We start from the raw sequence: 13,211 nt of genomic DNA, 5'->3' as shown, positions 1-13,211 counted from the left end.
ATGAACGACATGAACAAGCTCACCGTCCTGCTGGTCGACGACCACGAGGGCTTCATCAACGCCGCCATGCGCCACTTCCGCAAGGTCGACTGGCTGGACGTGATCGGCAGCGCCGGCAATGGCCTGGAGGCCATCGAGCGCTCCGAGTCGTTGCGCCCGAAGGTGGTGCTGATGGACCTGGCCATGCCCGAAATGGGCGGCCTGCAGGCCACCCGCCTGATCAAGTCGCAGGACGACGCACCGTACATCGTCATCGCCAGCCACTTCGATGACGCCGAACACCGTGAACACGCGCTGCGCGCCGGCGCCGACAACTTCGTCAGCAAGCTGTCCTACATCCAGGAAGTCATGCCGATCCTGGAAGGCCTGAAGGGGAATGGATCATGAGTGAGTCGCGCATCCTGGTACTGGACAACGACGCCGTCCGCGCCGAACGCACCGTCGCCCTGCTGGAATTCATGGACTTCAACCCGCGCTGGGTGGCCGACGCGGCTGACATCGACACCGCCCGCCACCGCCAGAACGACTGGATGGCGGTGATCGTCGGTGCGCTGGACGCCAATGAGCGCAGCGACGCCCTGTTCGCCTGGCTGGGGCGCAGCTCGCTGCCGCCGCCGGTGATGCTGATCGATGGGGATACCACCGCATTCGCCCGGCAGCACGGCCTGCACGAAGCCACTGTGTGGCCGCTGGAAGCACCGCTGCGCCATGCGCAGATGGAAGGCCTGCTGCGCCGCGCCAGCCTCAAGCGCCTCGATGCCGAGCACCAGGCCGGTGCCGTGCAGGAACAGGGCCCGACCGGCGACGGCGCTGCCGTGAGTGCGTTGCGCCAGATGATCGACCAGGTGGCCGCGTTCGACACCACCGTGCTGGTGCTGGGCGAATCGGGTACCGGCAAGGAAGTGGTCTCGCGTTCGATCCACCAGCGCTCGCCGCGCCGCGATGGTCCGTTCGTGGCCATCAACTGCGGTGCGATCCCGGCCGACCTGCTCGAGAGCGAACTGTTCGGTCACGAAAAAGGCGCGTTCACCGGTGCGCTGAGCGCGCGCAAGGGTCGGTTCGAGATGGCCGAGGGCGGCACCCTGCTGCTCGACGAGATCGGCGACATGAGCCTGCCGATGCAGGTCAAGCTGCTTCGCGTGCTGCAGGAGCGCAGTTTCGAGCGCGTCGGTGGCAACCAGACCATCCGCTGCAATGTGCGGGTGATCGCCGCCACCCATCGCGACCTGGAGTCACGCATCGCCGACGGCAAGTTCCGCGAGGATCTGTTCTACCGTCTCAACGTGTTTCCGATCGACGTGCCGGCACTCCGTGAGCGCAGCGAGGACCTGCCGGCGCTGGTCACCACCATCGCCGGTCAGCTGGCCCGTACCGGCCGCGGTGAAGTGCGCTTCAGCGCCGAGGCCCTGCAGGCGCTGGCCAGCTACGAGTGGCCGGGCAACGTGCGCGAGCTGACCAACTTGGTCGAGCGCCTGGCCGTGCTGCATCCGGGCGGCAACGTGCGCGTGCAGGACCTGCCCGCCCGCTACCGCGGCGACTTCAGCCCGGCCGCCGTTCCCGCCGCCGCGCCGGCGCCGGCAGCGGACGAACGTCTGGACCTGCGCAGCTTCTCCTTCCATACCCCGGCACCGGGCAATACCGCGCCGCTGGAGAACAGCATCGGGCCGGTCACCCGTGCGCCGGCCCTGCCCGACGCCGGACTGGACCTGCGCAACCACATGGCCAACATCGAACTGAACCTCATCAACGAAGCCTTGGAGCGCACCCAGGGCGTGGTTGCCCACGCCGCCCAGCTGCTCGGCCTGCGCCGCACCACGCTGGTGGAGAAGCTGCGCAAGTACGGTATCGAGCGCGACCACACCGAACTGGCCAGCTGATCCACCGACGGTCACCGCACCCTTGAAGCCCGGGCCCGTCCCGGGCTTCTGCGTTCCGGGGCCATCGCGACGCCTCGCGGGGGTGCCCGCCGGTTTTCCGACGCCGGGCATCCGACGCCGGTCACCGCGCCATCGCGCCGGAGCGACATTCCGTCGCACCGCCACGACCCGGCACGGGAGATCAACGCCGCGCTGAATGCGTAAGTGCCCGCCACCACGACAAAACTGAACCAATGGCCGGTTTCGGCACGGGGCTTGCAACGTATTCACTCGAAACCCCATCCCCAGATTCGGAACGTTCCAGATGTCGCACTCCGTTACCTCCGTCCTTTCCCAGATCCGTTCCTTCCAGACCCAGATGGGTCAGTCGGCCGTCAGTCCGCTGACGGAAGCGCCGAAGAGCAATGCCATCCAGGGGCTGGTATCGCCGCAGGAAGTCCAGGGCCCGAGCTTCACCGAAACGCTGCGTGGCGCCATCGCCGGCGTCAACGACGCACAGCAGAAATCCGGCGCCCTGGCCAAGGCCTTCGAGCTGGGCGATCCCAGCGCCGACCTTGCCAAGGTCATGGTCGCCTCGCAGCAGTCCCAGATCGCCTTCCGCGCCACCGTGGAAGTCCGCAACCGTCTCGTCCAGGCTTACCAGGACGTGATGAACATGCCGCTGTAAGGATAGAAACGCATGGCCCTGTCGCTTACCAAGGAATCCCTGAACGCCGAGAAGGCGGGCCAGTGGTTCGACCGGCTGCAAAGCCTGCAGATCACCCGTCGGCTCGGACTGATGGCGATGATCGCCGTGGCCGTGGCGGCAGGTCTGTTCGTGTTCTTCTGGTCGCAGAAGCCCGGCATGGTGCCGCTGTACACCGGGCTGGACCAGAAGGCCACCGCCGAAGCCACCGACCTGCTGCGCGCCGCGCAGATTCCGTTCGAGCTGGATGCCGCCACCGGCGGCATCACCGTGCCGGAAAAGAACCTGCACGATGCCCGACTGAAGCTGGCCGGCTCCGGGCTCACCGACAGCGGCCGGCTCGGCTTCGAGCTGATGGAACGCGATCCGGGCTTCGGCGTCAGCCAGTTCATGGAGAACGCCCGCTACCAGCATTCGCTGGAAACCGAGCTGTCGCGCACCATCAACACCCTGCGCCCGGTGCGCGATTCGCGCGTGCACCTGGCCATTCCCAAGCCGAGCGCCTTCACCCGCCAGCGCGATGTGGCCAGTGCCTCGGTGGTGCTGGAACTGCGTGGCGGCCAGCAGCTTGAGCGGGGGCAGATCGATGCCATCGTGCACATGGTCGCCGCCAGCATCCCCGACCTGGCGCCGGAACGGGTGACGGTGGTGGACCAGAGCGGCCGGATGCTGAGCGTGTCCGATCCGAACAGCGATGCGGCGATGAATGCCGCGCAGTTCGAACAGGTGCGCCGCCAGGAAACCTCGTTCAACCAGCGCATCCGCGAACTGCTGGAGCCGATGACCGGCCCGGGCCGGGTCAATCCGGAAGTCAGCGTGGACATGGACTTCTCGGTCATCGAAGAAGCCCGCGAGCTGTACAACGGCGAGCCGCAGAAACTGCGCAGCGAACAACTGAGCGAAAACAGCAGCAACGTGCCGGGGCCGCAGGGCATTCCGGGCGCCACCAGCAACACCCCGCCGGGACCGGCGGCGGCACCGGCCACCGCACAGGCACCGACCGAGTCGTCCAAGAACGCGACCCGCAACTACGAGCTGGACCGCACCCTGCAGCACACCCGCCAGCCGGCCGGCCGGATCAAGCGCGTGTCGGTGGCCGTGCTGCTGGACAACGTGCCGCGCGCCGGCGCCAACGGCAAAACCACCGAGCAGCCGCTGTCGGCGGCCGAGCTGACCCGCGTTGAAGCCCTGGTCAAGCAGGCGGTCGGCTTTGATGCCGAGCGTGGCGACACCGTATCGGTGATGAACGCGCCCTTCGTCCGTGAGGTCACCCCGGTCGAGGGCCCGAAGTGGTGGGAACTGCCCCAGGTGCAGGACGGCCTGCGTCTGCTGCTCGGCGCGATCGTGGTGCTGGCGCTGGTGTTCGGCGTGCTGCGCCCGGCGCTGCGCTCGATCACCGGCACGGCCAGCAAGCCGGATGAAGACGAACTGGAACCGCATGGCGCCGACGTACACCTGGTCGAGGACGGCGATGCGCTGCCCGCGCTGGGCAACGATCGCAACCACGCGGGCGGACATGAAACGCTGGCATTGCCGGTGGACTCCTACGAGGAACGACTGCGCATGGCGCGTGAAGCTGTAAAGACCGATTCCAAGCGTGTGGCGCAGGTCGTCAAGGGCTGGGTGGCCAATGACTGACGCCCCTCCCCTGACCGGTGTGCAGCGCGCCGCCGTGCTGCTGCTGTCGCTGGGCGAACTGGACGCAGCCGAAGTGCTGCGCCACATGGAACCCAAGGAAGTGCAGAAGATCGGTATCGCGATGGCGACGATGACCGATATCACCCGTGAGCAGGTCGAGCGCGTGATGGATCAGTTCGGCAGCGAGCTGGGCTCCAAGACCTCGCTCGGTGTCGGGTCGGACGACTACATCCGCAACATGCTGGTGCAGGCACTGGGCAGCGAGAAGGCCGGCAATCTGATCGACCGCATCCTGCTCGGCCGCAACACCACCGGCCTGGACGCGCTGAAGTGGATGGACCCGCGTGCCGTGGCCGACCTGGTGCGCAACGAGCACCCGCAGATCATCGCGATCGTGATGGCGCACCTGGAAACCGACCAGGCCGCCGACGCGCTCAAGCTGCTGCCCGACCGTACCCGGGTGGATGTGCTGCTGCGCATCGCCACCCTGGACGGCATTCCGCCGAACGCGCTCAACGAACTCAACGAGATCATGGAGCGCCAGTTCGCCGGCAACCAGAACCTGAAGTCGTCCAACATCGGCGGCGTCCAGTGCGCCGCCAACATCCTCAACTTCATGGACAGCGGCCAGGACCAGGCGATTCTCGGCGAGATCGCGCGCATCGACGCGCCGCTGTCCGGGCGCATCCAGGACCTGATGTTCGTGTTCGACGATCTGGTGGACCTGGAAGACCGCGAACTGCAGCTGGTGCTGCGTGAAGTCAGCGGCGAGCGCCTGGGCCTGGCCCTGCGCGGCGCCGACATCAAGGTGCGCGACAAGATCACCCGCAACATGTCCCAGCGTGCCGCCGAGATCCTGCTCGAAGACATGGAAGCCCGTGGCCCGGTGCGCCTGTCGGATGTGGAAACCGCGCAGCGCGAGATCCTGGCGATCGTCAAGCGCATGGCCGATGAAGGCACCGTCACCATCGGCGGCAACGCGGAGGCAATGCTGTGAACAACGCCGTGCGCTGGCTCGCCCCGGACCTGCTGGCGGTTCCCGAACCGCCGGTGGAGGAGACCGTCGAACTCACCGGGCCCGATCCGGAGCACGAACCGGAGCCGGTCCTGCAGCTGCCGACGCTGGAGGAGATCCAACAGATCCAGGACGAGGCCGAGAAGGACGGCTTCGAGCGCGGCCACGCCGACGGGCAGGCCCAGGGCCAGGCCGAAGTGCGCCGCCTGGCGGCGCAGATCGAAGGCATCCTCGACAACTTCAGCCGGCCGCTGGTGCGGCTGGAGAATGAAGTGGTGGCCGCGCTCGGCGAACTTGCGGTCCGCATTGCCGGCACGCTCGTCGGGCGTGCCTATGAGGCCGACCCGGCGCTGCTCGCGCAACTGGTCGGCGAAGCCATCGATGCGGTCGGCGGGGCCACGCGCGAGGTGGAAGTGCGCCTGCACCCGGACGATATCGCCGCCTTGACCCCGCTGCTGCAGCTGGCCCCGCACCAGCGGCTCAGCCCGGACCTCAGCCTGAGCCGCGGCGATCTGCGCGTCCATGCCGAGGCCGTGCGCATCGACGGCACCCTGGAAGCCCGCCTGCGCGGCGCGCTCGATGCGGTGATCCGCAAGGCTGGAGCCAGCGCATGAGTACCGACACCGTTCCCGCGCCCGCCGCCGACTGGGCCGCCGCGCGCAACCTGCGGCTGGCCGCTCGGCTGGACGGCATCCAGCCAGATACCGCGCACGGGCGCGGCCTCATCCGCGAAGGCGTGCTGCGCCGCGCGGTGGGCCTGACCCTGGAAGCGGTGGGCTGCGAATCGCCGCTGGGCGCCAGCTGCAAGGTCGAAGTCATGGACGGCGGCTGGGTGGATGCCGAAGTGGTCGGCTTCGCCGGCGAACGTACCTATCTGATGCCCAGCGCCGAGCTGCACGGCCTGCTGCCGAATGCCCGCGTGATCCCTGCACTGGGACGGGGTGGCGTGGAAGTGGGCGAAGGCCTGCTCGGACGCGTCATCGACAGCGACGGCGTGCCGCTGGACGGCAAGGGCCCGATCCGTGCCGAAGGAACCGTGGGCATGGCCGGCGTCTCGATCAACCCGCTGGCGCGCGAGCCGATCACCCAGCCGCTTGACGTCGGCGTCCGCGCCATCAACGCGCTGCTGCCGATCGGCCGTGGCCAGCGCGTGGGTCTGTTCGCCGGCTCCGGCGTGGGCAAATCCACCCTGCTGGGCATGATGACCCGCTACACCGCCGCTGACGTGATCGTGGTTGGCCTGATCGGCGAGCGTGGCCGCGAAGTGCGCGACTTTGTCGAAACCACGCTTGGCGAAGAGGGGCTGCGCCGCGCCGTGGTCGTGGCCAGCCCGGCCGACCGGCCTCCGCTCGCCCGTCTGCACGGTGCCTACCGCGCCACCGCCATTGCCGAGTGGTTCCGCGACCAGGGCCTGAATGTCCTGCTGCTGATGGATTCACTGACCCGCTTCGCACAGGCCCAGCGTGAGATCGGCCTGTCGGTCGGTGAGCCGCCGACCACACGTGGCTACCCGCCGTCGGTGTTCGCCAAGCTGCCGGCCCTGGTCGAGCGCGCCGGCAATGGTGCCAAGGGGCGCGGCTCGATCACCGCGTTCTACACCGTGCTGACCGAAGGCGATGATCCGCAGGACCCGATCGCCGATGCGGCGCGTGCCATTCTCGACGGCCACATCCTGCTCTCGCGCCGCGTCGCCGACAGCGGTCTGTACCCGGCCATCGACGTGGAGTCCTCGGTCAGCCGCGTGGTCACGGAAATCGCCGATGAACCGTGGCGCCTGCGCATCCGCAAGCTCAAGCGTCTGATCTCGGCGTACTCGACCAACCGCGACCTGATCGCCATCGGCGCCTATCAGCGCGGCAACGACCCCGCTACCGACGAAGCACTGGAACGCTGGTCGGACATCGTTGAATTCCTCGGCCAGGACGTCGGCAAGGCAGCCGACCTGCCGCACAGCCAGGCCGCACTGAAGCGGCTGGTGGAACCAGAGACTTAAGCCATGATCCAGTCCAAGCGAATCGACCCCCTGCTCAAGCGCGCCCAGGACCACGAAGACGAGGTCGCCCGTGATCTGGCCGAGCGCCAGCGCATGCTCGACACCCATCTGTCGCGCCTGGACGAACTGCGTCGCTACGCCGAGGAATACGCCAGCGCCCAGATGGCGGCCACCAGTCCGGCCCAGCTGATGAACCGCCGCGCCTTCCTGGACCGCCTGGACAGCGCCGTCGCGCAGCAGCGCCAGACCGTGGACACCAACCGCGAGAAGGTCGAGGCCGAGCGCGCACGCCTGGTCCTGGCCAGCCGCGACAAGCAGGTGCTGGAACAGCTGGCCGCCAGCTACCGGGCGCAGGAAAAAGTGCTGACCGACCGCCGCGACCAGCGCGAGATGGATGACATCGGCGCGCGCCGCAGCCGCCAGGCGCAGCGCGGCGACGGCGACAACGGAGGCGCGCCGTGACGCCCGCCTCCGTGCTCGGCGGAAGCCCCGCCACCGCTACCGCCGGCAAGAGCGGTGGCACCCCGCGCAGCGGGACCGGTGACGGTGACGCGCGCCGGGACTTTGACACCCTGCTCAAGAACGACGCGGGCAGCGCCAAGCGCGTCGGCGCCAGCGACGGCAAGCCCGCGCCAGCCACGCCGACGGCCGACGACGGACGCGGCACCGGCGCCGACCGCCCCACACGCGGCAGCCGCGAAACGCCTCCCCCGACCGACGGCGACACCGCCAGCGAGGCGACCGCCAGCACCCCGTCGACGCCTGATGCGCAGGACAGCACCGACCCGGCTGACACCGCACCGTGGCCACCGCTCGGGCTGGCCGGCCTGGCGCTGGCCGGCGTCGAGCCGCAGCCCAGCGTCCCGCCGCCGACCACGACGGCCACAACCACCCTGCCCGGCGCCGTGGTGGCACCTGCAGCGGCAACGGGGGCCCCGACCGGCCCTCTCGCCGTGCCCGCCGATGCCGGCACCGGTCCAGCCGCGCTGCTGCTCCCGGTTGATGCCGAGCCGACCCCCGACGCGGAACTGTTGAAGACCGTTACCGATGCGATCACCGCCGCTGGCGACGGAGCCGATGCGCCGCCGACGCCCCTCCTGCACGCGCTGAACGCTGCGGTCGAGCTGAAGACCTCAGCCCCCGCGGCCCCCTTCACCGGGGCGCCGACGGCCACCCCCCACCTGGGCGGCGACGACTTCGAAGACGCTGTCGGCGCACGCATCGGCTGGCTGGCCGACCAGAAGATCGGTCACGCGCACATGAGGATCACCCCGGACGACCTGGGCCCGATCGACGTACGTCTGCACCTGGACGGCGACAAGGTGCATGCGTCCTTCACCAGTGCGCACGCCGACGTCCGCCACGCGCTGGAAAGCAGCCTGCCGCGCCTGCGCGAGATGCTCAACGAGCAGGGCTTCCAGCTGGGCAACGCCGACGTGGGCCAGCAGCAGACCGCCCAGGACGGCAAGGCTGGCGACGGTCGCTCCGGCCTCGCTGGTGACGACGGCGAACCGTCACTGGCGGACGCCACCGTTTCCCCGGCGCAGCTGATGCGCCAGCGTGGGCTGGTCGACGCCTACGCGTGAGGCGTATGCGTACCGGCCAACGGCCGGTGCGCACCCCCGTCAATTTTCCGGCGACCGCAGCCGGGGCCATTCAGGCACAGCGTTTGCATGTAGCCAGGAAGCAATCCAATGGAGCTTCCCCCCGTGGCCGCAGCCGCCGACAAAACCAAGAAATCCGCCGAAAAGGACAAGGCCGCCAAGCCGCGCAGTCCGCTTCTGATCACCGCCCTGGTTGCGGTGCTCGCCGCCGGTGCCGCCGGAGGTGGTGTGTGGTACTTCACCCAGTCCAAGCACGACGAAAAGCCGGCCAAGGCCACCGCCAGCAAGGGCGTGCCGGCCCCGGCGCAGTACTTCGGCCTGGAGCCGCCGTTCGTGGTCAACCTCAACGGGTCCTTCGACGGTCCGCGCTACCTGCAGGTGGAGGTGCAGCTGATGACCCGCGATCCGGCCGCGATGGAAGCGATCAAGGTTCACGCCCCGGCCATCCGCGCCAAGCTGCTGATGCTGTTCTCGCAGGTCGAGCCGGCGCAGATCGCCGACCGCGCCGGCAAGGAGCGCCTGCAGGCCGACTCGCTGGCCGAAGTGCAGAAGCTGCTCAAGGCCGAGACCGGGACCAAGGGCGTGGACGAACTGCTGTTCACCAGTTTCGTGACCCAGTAAGGGCATGCCATGAATGACCTGCTTTCCCAGGACGAGATCGATGCCCTGCTGCACGGCGTGGACTCCGGTGCGGTGGAAACCGATATCGACGCAGCGCCCCCCGGCGAGGCGCGCTCCTACGATTTCGCCAGCCAGGACCGCATCATCCGCGGTCGCATGCCGACCCTGGAGATGGTCAACGAGCGCTTCGCCCGCCTGTGGCGGATCGGCCTGTTCAACCTGATCCGGCGTTCCGCCGAGCTGTCGGTGCGCGGCATCGAGCTGATCAAGTTCAACGATTACATGCACTCGCTCTACGTGCCGACCAATCTGAACCTGATCCGCTTCAAACCCCTGCGTGGTACCGGGCTGATCGTGTTCGAGCCGACCCTGGTGTTCGCCATCGTCGACAACTTCTTCGGCGGCGACGGGCGTTACCCGACCCGTATCGAAGGCCGTGAATTCACTGCCACGGAAATGCGGGTCATCCACCTGCTGCTCAAGCAGACCTTCGCCGACCTGCAGGAAGCATGGGCGCCGGTGATGGACGTCGAGCTGGAGTACATCAACTCCGAGATCAACCCGCACTTCGCCAACATCGTGACGCCGCGCGAGTACGTGGTGGTCTGCCGGCTGCACGTCGAACTCGACGGCGGCGGCGGCGACATCCACGTCACCCTGCCCTACTCGATGCTCGAACCGATCCGCGAGCTGCTCGACGCCGGCATCCAGAGCGACCGCAACGACCGCGATGCCAGCTGGGGCGTGATGCTGCGCGAACAGCTCAACATCGCCGAAGTCACCCTGTCCAGCGTGCTGGCCAGCAAGCGCATGAGCCTGCGCGAACTGACCCGCCTGAAGATCGGCGACATCCTCCCGATCGAGCTGCCGGCGCAGGTGCCGGTGTGCGTGGAGAACATCCCGGTGTTCACCGGCGAGTTCGGCATCGCCAACGGCAGCAACGCAGTGAAGATCACCGCCACCCACCCCCCGGGCGTCCGCCCGCGCGTTCCCGTAATCCAGGAAGACCCGCAATGAACGACATCGACACCAACGCGCCGGCACCGGCCCAGTTCACCAACCTGCAGTCCGACGAGATCCCCGGCAGCACCGACCTCAACCTGGATGTGATCCTCGATGTGCCGGTCACGCTGTCATTGGAAGTGGGTCGCGCGCGCCTGCCGATCCGCAACCTCCTGCAGCTCAACCAGGGCTCGGTGGTGGAACTGGAGCGTGGTGCCGGCGAGTCGCTGGACGTCTTCGTCAACGGCACCCTGATCGCCCACGGCGAAGTGGTGGTCATCAACGATCGCTTCGGCGTGCGCCTGACCGACGTGGTCAGCCCGAGCGAACGGATCCGGAGACTGCGTTGAGCGCCTGGGCGCTGATCGCCGCCGGCACCACCACCGCCAAGGTGGGCCAGCACGCCGCTGCCGCACCGAGCATGTTTGGTGCCGTGCTGGCGCTGCTGGCGGTGCTGGCCCTGATCGTCGGCCTGGGCTGGGTGCTCAGGCGCATGCCGGGCAGCGGCTTCCGCCCTGCCGAAGGCCTGCGCGTGGTGGCCAGCCTGACCGTCGGCGCCAAGGAGCGCGTGGTGGTCGTGGAGGTCAACGGCGAGCAGTTGCTGCTCGGCGTCACCGCCGGTGGCATCAACGCCCTGCACCGCCTGCCCGAACCGTTGCCGACGCCTGCCCCGGCGCGGCTGCCGGACTTCAAACACTTGCCGAATTTCGCGCAGATGCTGCAACAGCGGCTGCGCAAGGACTCCTGACATGCGTGGCCCTCGTAACCCCTGGACCCATTACCTGCCCCTGCTGATGCTGCTGGCGCTGTGCGCGCTGCCGGCACTGGCCTGGGCCGCCCCCGGCCTGCCCGGCACGCCGGCGCTGCCGGACGTGAACGTCGGCAAGATCGGCGGCCAGCCGGTGAGCCTGCCGCTGCAGACGCTGCTGCTGATGACGGCGATCACGCTGATTCCGTCGATGCTGCTGGTGTTGACCGCTTTCACCCGCATCATCATCGTGCTGGGTCTGCTGCGCCAGGCACTGGGCACCGGGCAGACCCCGTCCAACCAGGTGCTGCTCGGCCTGGCCCTGTTCCTGACTGCAATGGTGATGCTGCCGGTGTGGCAGAAGGCCTGGGGCAGTGGCATGGCGCCCTACCTCAACGGTGAGATCGACTTCCAGACCGCCTGGACGCTGACCACCCAGCCGCTGCGCGCCTTCATGCTGGCGCAGATCCGCGAGACCGACCTGATGACCTTCGCCGGCATGGCCGGCCACGGCACCTACGCCAGCCCGGATGCGATTCCGTTCCCGGTGCTGGTGGCCTCGTTCGTCACCAGCGAGCTGAAGACCGCCTTCGAGATCGGCTTCCTGATTTTCATTCCGTTCGTGATCATCGATCTGGTCGTGGCCAGCGTGCTGATGTCGATGGGCATGATGATGCTGTCGCCCATGCTGGTCTCGGCCCCGTTCAAGATCCTGCTGTTCGTGCTGGTCGACGGCTGGGTCCTGGTGGTCGGCACGCTTGCCGCCAGCTTCAACGCGGTCTGAGGTCGCCATGACGCCCGAACTTGCCCTTACCGAACTGCGCGGTGGCCTGATCACCGTGCTGTGGGTTGCCGGCCCGCTGCTGCTCACCGTGCTGATCGTCGGCGTGGTGGTCGGCGTGGTGCAGGCCGCCACCCAGCTCAACGAGCCCACCATCGCCTTCGTGGCCAAGGCCGCCGCGCTGACCGCCGTCCTGTTCGCGCTCGGCAGCCTGCTGATCGGCCACCTGGTGGAATACACCACGCTGCTGTTCCAGCGCATTCCCCACCTCATCGGCTAGGCAGGCACGCACGATGGATTCGGCCACTCAGATGGCTGCCGATGGCCTGCAGGCCTTCGGCATGATCGGCACCATCCTGTGGACCATGCTGCGCATCGGCGCGATGGTCATGGCGATGCCATTGATCGGTACCCGCGCGGTGCCGCAACGGGTGCGGGTGATGCTGGCCGGTGCGCTGGCCATCGCCCTGTCGCCGATGCTGCCGCCCGTGCCAGCCTGGACCGGGTTCGACGCCGCCACCGTATTGAGCATCGCGCGCGAACTGGCCATCGGCGTGTCGATCGGCTTCCTGCTGCGGCTGGTGTTCGAGGCCGGGGCGATGGCCGGCGAACTGGTCGCCCAAGGCACCGGCCTGGCGTTCGCGCAGATGAGCGATCCGCTGCGCGGCGGCAGCTCCGGCGTGATCGGACAATGGTTCTACCTGCTGTTCGGCCTGCTGTTCTTCACCTCCAACGGGCACCTCGCGCTGATCTCGCTGCTGATGGACAGTTACAAAGCCGTGCCGATCGGTGCCGAGCTGCCCAATGTCGATGCGTTTCTCAGTGCCGCCCCGACCTTTCTGCTGCAGGTGTTCCGCGGCGCGCTGACCCTGGCCCTGCCGCTCACCGTGGCGATGCTGGCGGTCAACCTGGCCTTCGGTGTGCTGGCCCGGGCGGCGCCGGCGCTCAACCCGATCCAGCTTGGCCTGCCGGTGGCCCTGCTGCTCGGCCTGTTCCTGCTGACCGTGCTGGCCGGTGAAATGGGCCCGCCGGTGCAGCGCCTGTTCGACGCCGCGTTCCAGGCTGCCGACGGCGTGACGCACTGAGCCGGGGCGCGATGCACGTTCCGTCACGGATTCGTGCTGCGGCTCTTGCGAGACCCCCCGGGCATCGCGGTAGTCTTCACGGGTAGCGTTCGTTTCATCGGAGTCATGGGGAGACTGCCGGTGAGGGTGCCATTGCGCATCCTCGGTGATCACGGCGGTGTA

Annotated in this window: 16 protein-coding genes; all 16 read left to right on the top strand. The window is 68.3% G+C overall.

The window, feature by feature from the left end; all coding sequences use genetic code 11:
• Positions 1–9: 9 nt before the first annotated feature.
• The 16 genes from OC534_RS03380 to fliR all read left to right on the top strand — a co-directional run bounded on the left by OC534_RS03380 (position 10) and on the right by fliR (position 13,049).
• A complete protein-coding gene (locus OC534_RS03380; protein ID WP_026070520.1) occupies positions 10–387 on the top strand; it encodes a response regulator transcription factor in 378 nt (125 codons plus the stop codon).
• Positions 384–1,877: a sigma-54 dependent transcriptional regulator gene (locus OC534_RS03375; RefSeq protein WP_017354515.1), complete on the top strand. Its 1,494-nt coding sequence runs from the start codon at positions 384–386 to the stop codon at positions 1,875–1,877. Before OC534_RS03380 ends, OC534_RS03375 begins: the two co-directional genes overlap by 4 nt.
• Positions 1,878–2,181: 304 nt before the next feature.
• On the top strand, positions 2,182–2,544 hold the full coding sequence (gene fliE, locus OC534_RS03370) for a flagellar hook-basal body complex protein FliE (protein WP_017354516.1): 363 nt from the start codon (positions 2,182–2,184) through the stop codon (positions 2,542–2,544).
• A 12-nt stretch (positions 2,545–2,556) separates the two neighbouring features.
• On the top strand, positions 2,557–4,200 hold the full coding sequence (gene fliF, locus OC534_RS03365) for a flagellar basal-body MS-ring/collar protein FliF (protein ID WP_017354517.1): 1,644 nt from the start codon (positions 2,557–2,559) through the stop codon (positions 4,198–4,200).
• 10 nt (positions 4,201–4,210) lie between these two features.
• Positions 4,211–5,197 (top strand): flagellar motor switch protein FliG, encoded by a 987-nt coding sequence (fliG, locus tag OC534_RS03360; protein WP_026070521.1) that lies wholly within the window; start codon positions 4,211–4,213, stop codon positions 5,195–5,197.
• Positions 5,194–5,829 carry a FliH/SctL family protein gene (locus OC534_RS03355; RefSeq protein ID WP_017354519.1) on the top strand — a complete coding sequence of 212 codons (636 nt, stop codon included), beginning with the start codon at positions 5,194–5,196 and terminating at the stop codon, positions 5,827–5,829. The genes fliG and OC534_RS03355 overlap by 4 nt, the downstream gene beginning before the upstream one ends.
• Positions 5,826–7,208, top strand: coding sequence for a FliI/YscN family ATPase (locus OC534_RS03350; protein ID WP_136004072.1), 1,383 nt, complete (start codon positions 5,826–5,828; stop codon positions 7,206–7,208). Before OC534_RS03355 ends, OC534_RS03350 begins: the two co-directional genes overlap by 4 nt.
• A 3-nt stretch (positions 7,209–7,211) precedes the next feature.
• The gene (gene fliJ / locus OC534_RS03345; protein ID WP_166472956.1) at positions 7,212–7,670 is read left to right on the top strand and encodes a flagellar export protein FliJ; all 459 of its coding nucleotides are present in this window, start codon (positions 7,212–7,214) and stop codon (positions 7,668–7,670) included.
• Complete coding sequence (locus tag OC534_RS03340; RefSeq protein ID WP_262071364.1) at positions 7,667–8,794, top strand: flagellar hook-length control protein FliK; 1,128 nt, start codon at positions 7,667–7,669, stop codon at positions 8,792–8,794. The genes fliJ and OC534_RS03340 overlap by 4 nt, the downstream gene beginning before the upstream one ends.
• Before the next feature lie 123 nt (positions 8,795–8,917).
• On the top strand, positions 8,918–9,433 hold the full coding sequence (locus OC534_RS03335) for a flagellar basal body-associated FliL family protein (protein WP_082316394.1): 516 nt from the start codon (positions 8,918–8,920) through the stop codon (positions 9,431–9,433).
• A gap of 9 nt (positions 9,434–9,442) precedes the next feature.
• The gene (fliM, locus tag OC534_RS03330; RefSeq protein WP_017356079.1) at positions 9,443–10,450 is read left to right on the top strand and encodes a flagellar motor switch protein FliM; all 1,008 of its coding nucleotides are present in this window, start codon (positions 9,443–9,445) and stop codon (positions 10,448–10,450) included.
• Positions 10,447–10,785, top strand: a complete 339-nt coding sequence (fliN, locus tag OC534_RS03325) for a flagellar motor switch protein FliN (RefSeq protein ID WP_136004066.1) — start codon at positions 10,447–10,449, stop codon at positions 10,783–10,785. Before fliM ends, fliN begins: the two co-directional genes overlap by 4 nt.
• Positions 10,782–11,183, top strand: coding sequence for a flagellar biosynthetic protein FliO (gene fliO, locus OC534_RS03320; protein WP_017356081.1), 402 nt, complete (start codon positions 10,782–10,784; stop codon positions 11,181–11,183). Before fliN ends, fliO begins: the two co-directional genes overlap by 4 nt.
• A 1-nt stretch (position 11,184) precedes the next feature.
• Positions 11,185–11,967 (top strand): flagellar type III secretion system pore protein FliP, encoded by a 783-nt coding sequence (gene fliP / locus OC534_RS03315; RefSeq protein WP_017356082.1) that lies wholly within the window; start codon positions 11,185–11,187, stop codon positions 11,965–11,967.
• 7 nt (positions 11,968–11,974) lie between these two features.
• Positions 11,975–12,244: a flagellar biosynthetic protein FliQ gene (locus tag OC534_RS03310; RefSeq protein WP_017356083.1), complete on the top strand. Its 270-nt coding sequence runs from the start codon at positions 11,975–11,977 to the stop codon at positions 12,242–12,244.
• 13 nt (positions 12,245–12,257) lie between these two features.
• Positions 12,258–13,049, top strand: a complete 792-nt coding sequence (gene fliR, locus OC534_RS03305) for a flagellar biosynthetic protein FliR (protein ID WP_017356084.1) — start codon at positions 12,258–12,260, stop codon at positions 13,047–13,049.
• The last annotated feature ends 162 nt before the right edge of the window (positions 13,050–13,211 follow it).

Source organism: Stenotrophomonas sp. Marseille-Q5258, from assembly GCF_946900935.1.
Taxonomy (GTDB): domain Bacteria; phylum Pseudomonadota; class Gammaproteobacteria; order Xanthomonadales; family Xanthomonadaceae; genus Stenotrophomonas; species Stenotrophomonas nematodicola.
This window is presented reverse-complemented; position numbering and strand designations above follow the sequence as displayed.

Excerpts from the sequence above, each read along its gene's own strand:
- fliF (WP_017354517.1), top strand. The coding sequence starts at position 2,557 with ATGGCCCTGTCGCTTACCAAGGAATCCCTGAACGCCGAGAAGGCGGGC.
- fliE (WP_017354516.1), top strand. The coding sequence starts at position 2,182 with ATGTCGCACTCCGTTACCTCCGTCCTTTCCCAGATCCGTTCCTTCCAG.
- fliP (WP_017356082.1), top strand. The coding sequence starts at position 11,185 with ATGCGTGGCCCTCGTAACCCCTGGACCCATTACCTGCCCCTGCTGATG.
- OC534_RS03350 (WP_136004072.1), top strand. The coding sequence starts at position 5,826 with ATGAGTACCGACACCGTTCCCGCGCCCGCCGCCGACTGGGCCGCCGCG.
- fliR (WP_017356084.1), top strand. The coding sequence starts at position 12,258 with ATGGATTCGGCCACTCAGATGGCTGCCGATGGCCTGCAGGCCTTCGGC.
- fliJ (WP_166472956.1), top strand. The coding sequence starts at position 7,212 with ATGATCCAGTCCAAGCGAATCGACCCCCTGCTCAAGCGCGCCCAGGAC.
- OC534_RS03380 (WP_026070520.1), top strand. The coding sequence starts at position 10 with ATGAACAAGCTCACCGTCCTGCTGGTCGACGACCACGAGGGCTTCATC.
- fliN (WP_136004066.1), top strand. The coding sequence starts at position 10,447 with ATGAACGACATCGACACCAACGCGCCGGCACCGGCCCAGTTCACCAAC.
- fliM (WP_017356079.1), top strand. The coding sequence starts at position 9,443 with ATGAATGACCTGCTTTCCCAGGACGAGATCGATGCCCTGCTGCACGGC.
- OC534_RS03375 (WP_017354515.1), top strand. The coding sequence starts at position 384 with ATGAGTGAGTCGCGCATCCTGGTACTGGACAACGACGCCGTCCGCGCC.
- OC534_RS03310 (WP_017356083.1), top strand. The coding sequence starts at position 11,975 with ATGACGCCCGAACTTGCCCTTACCGAACTGCGCGGTGGCCTGATCACC.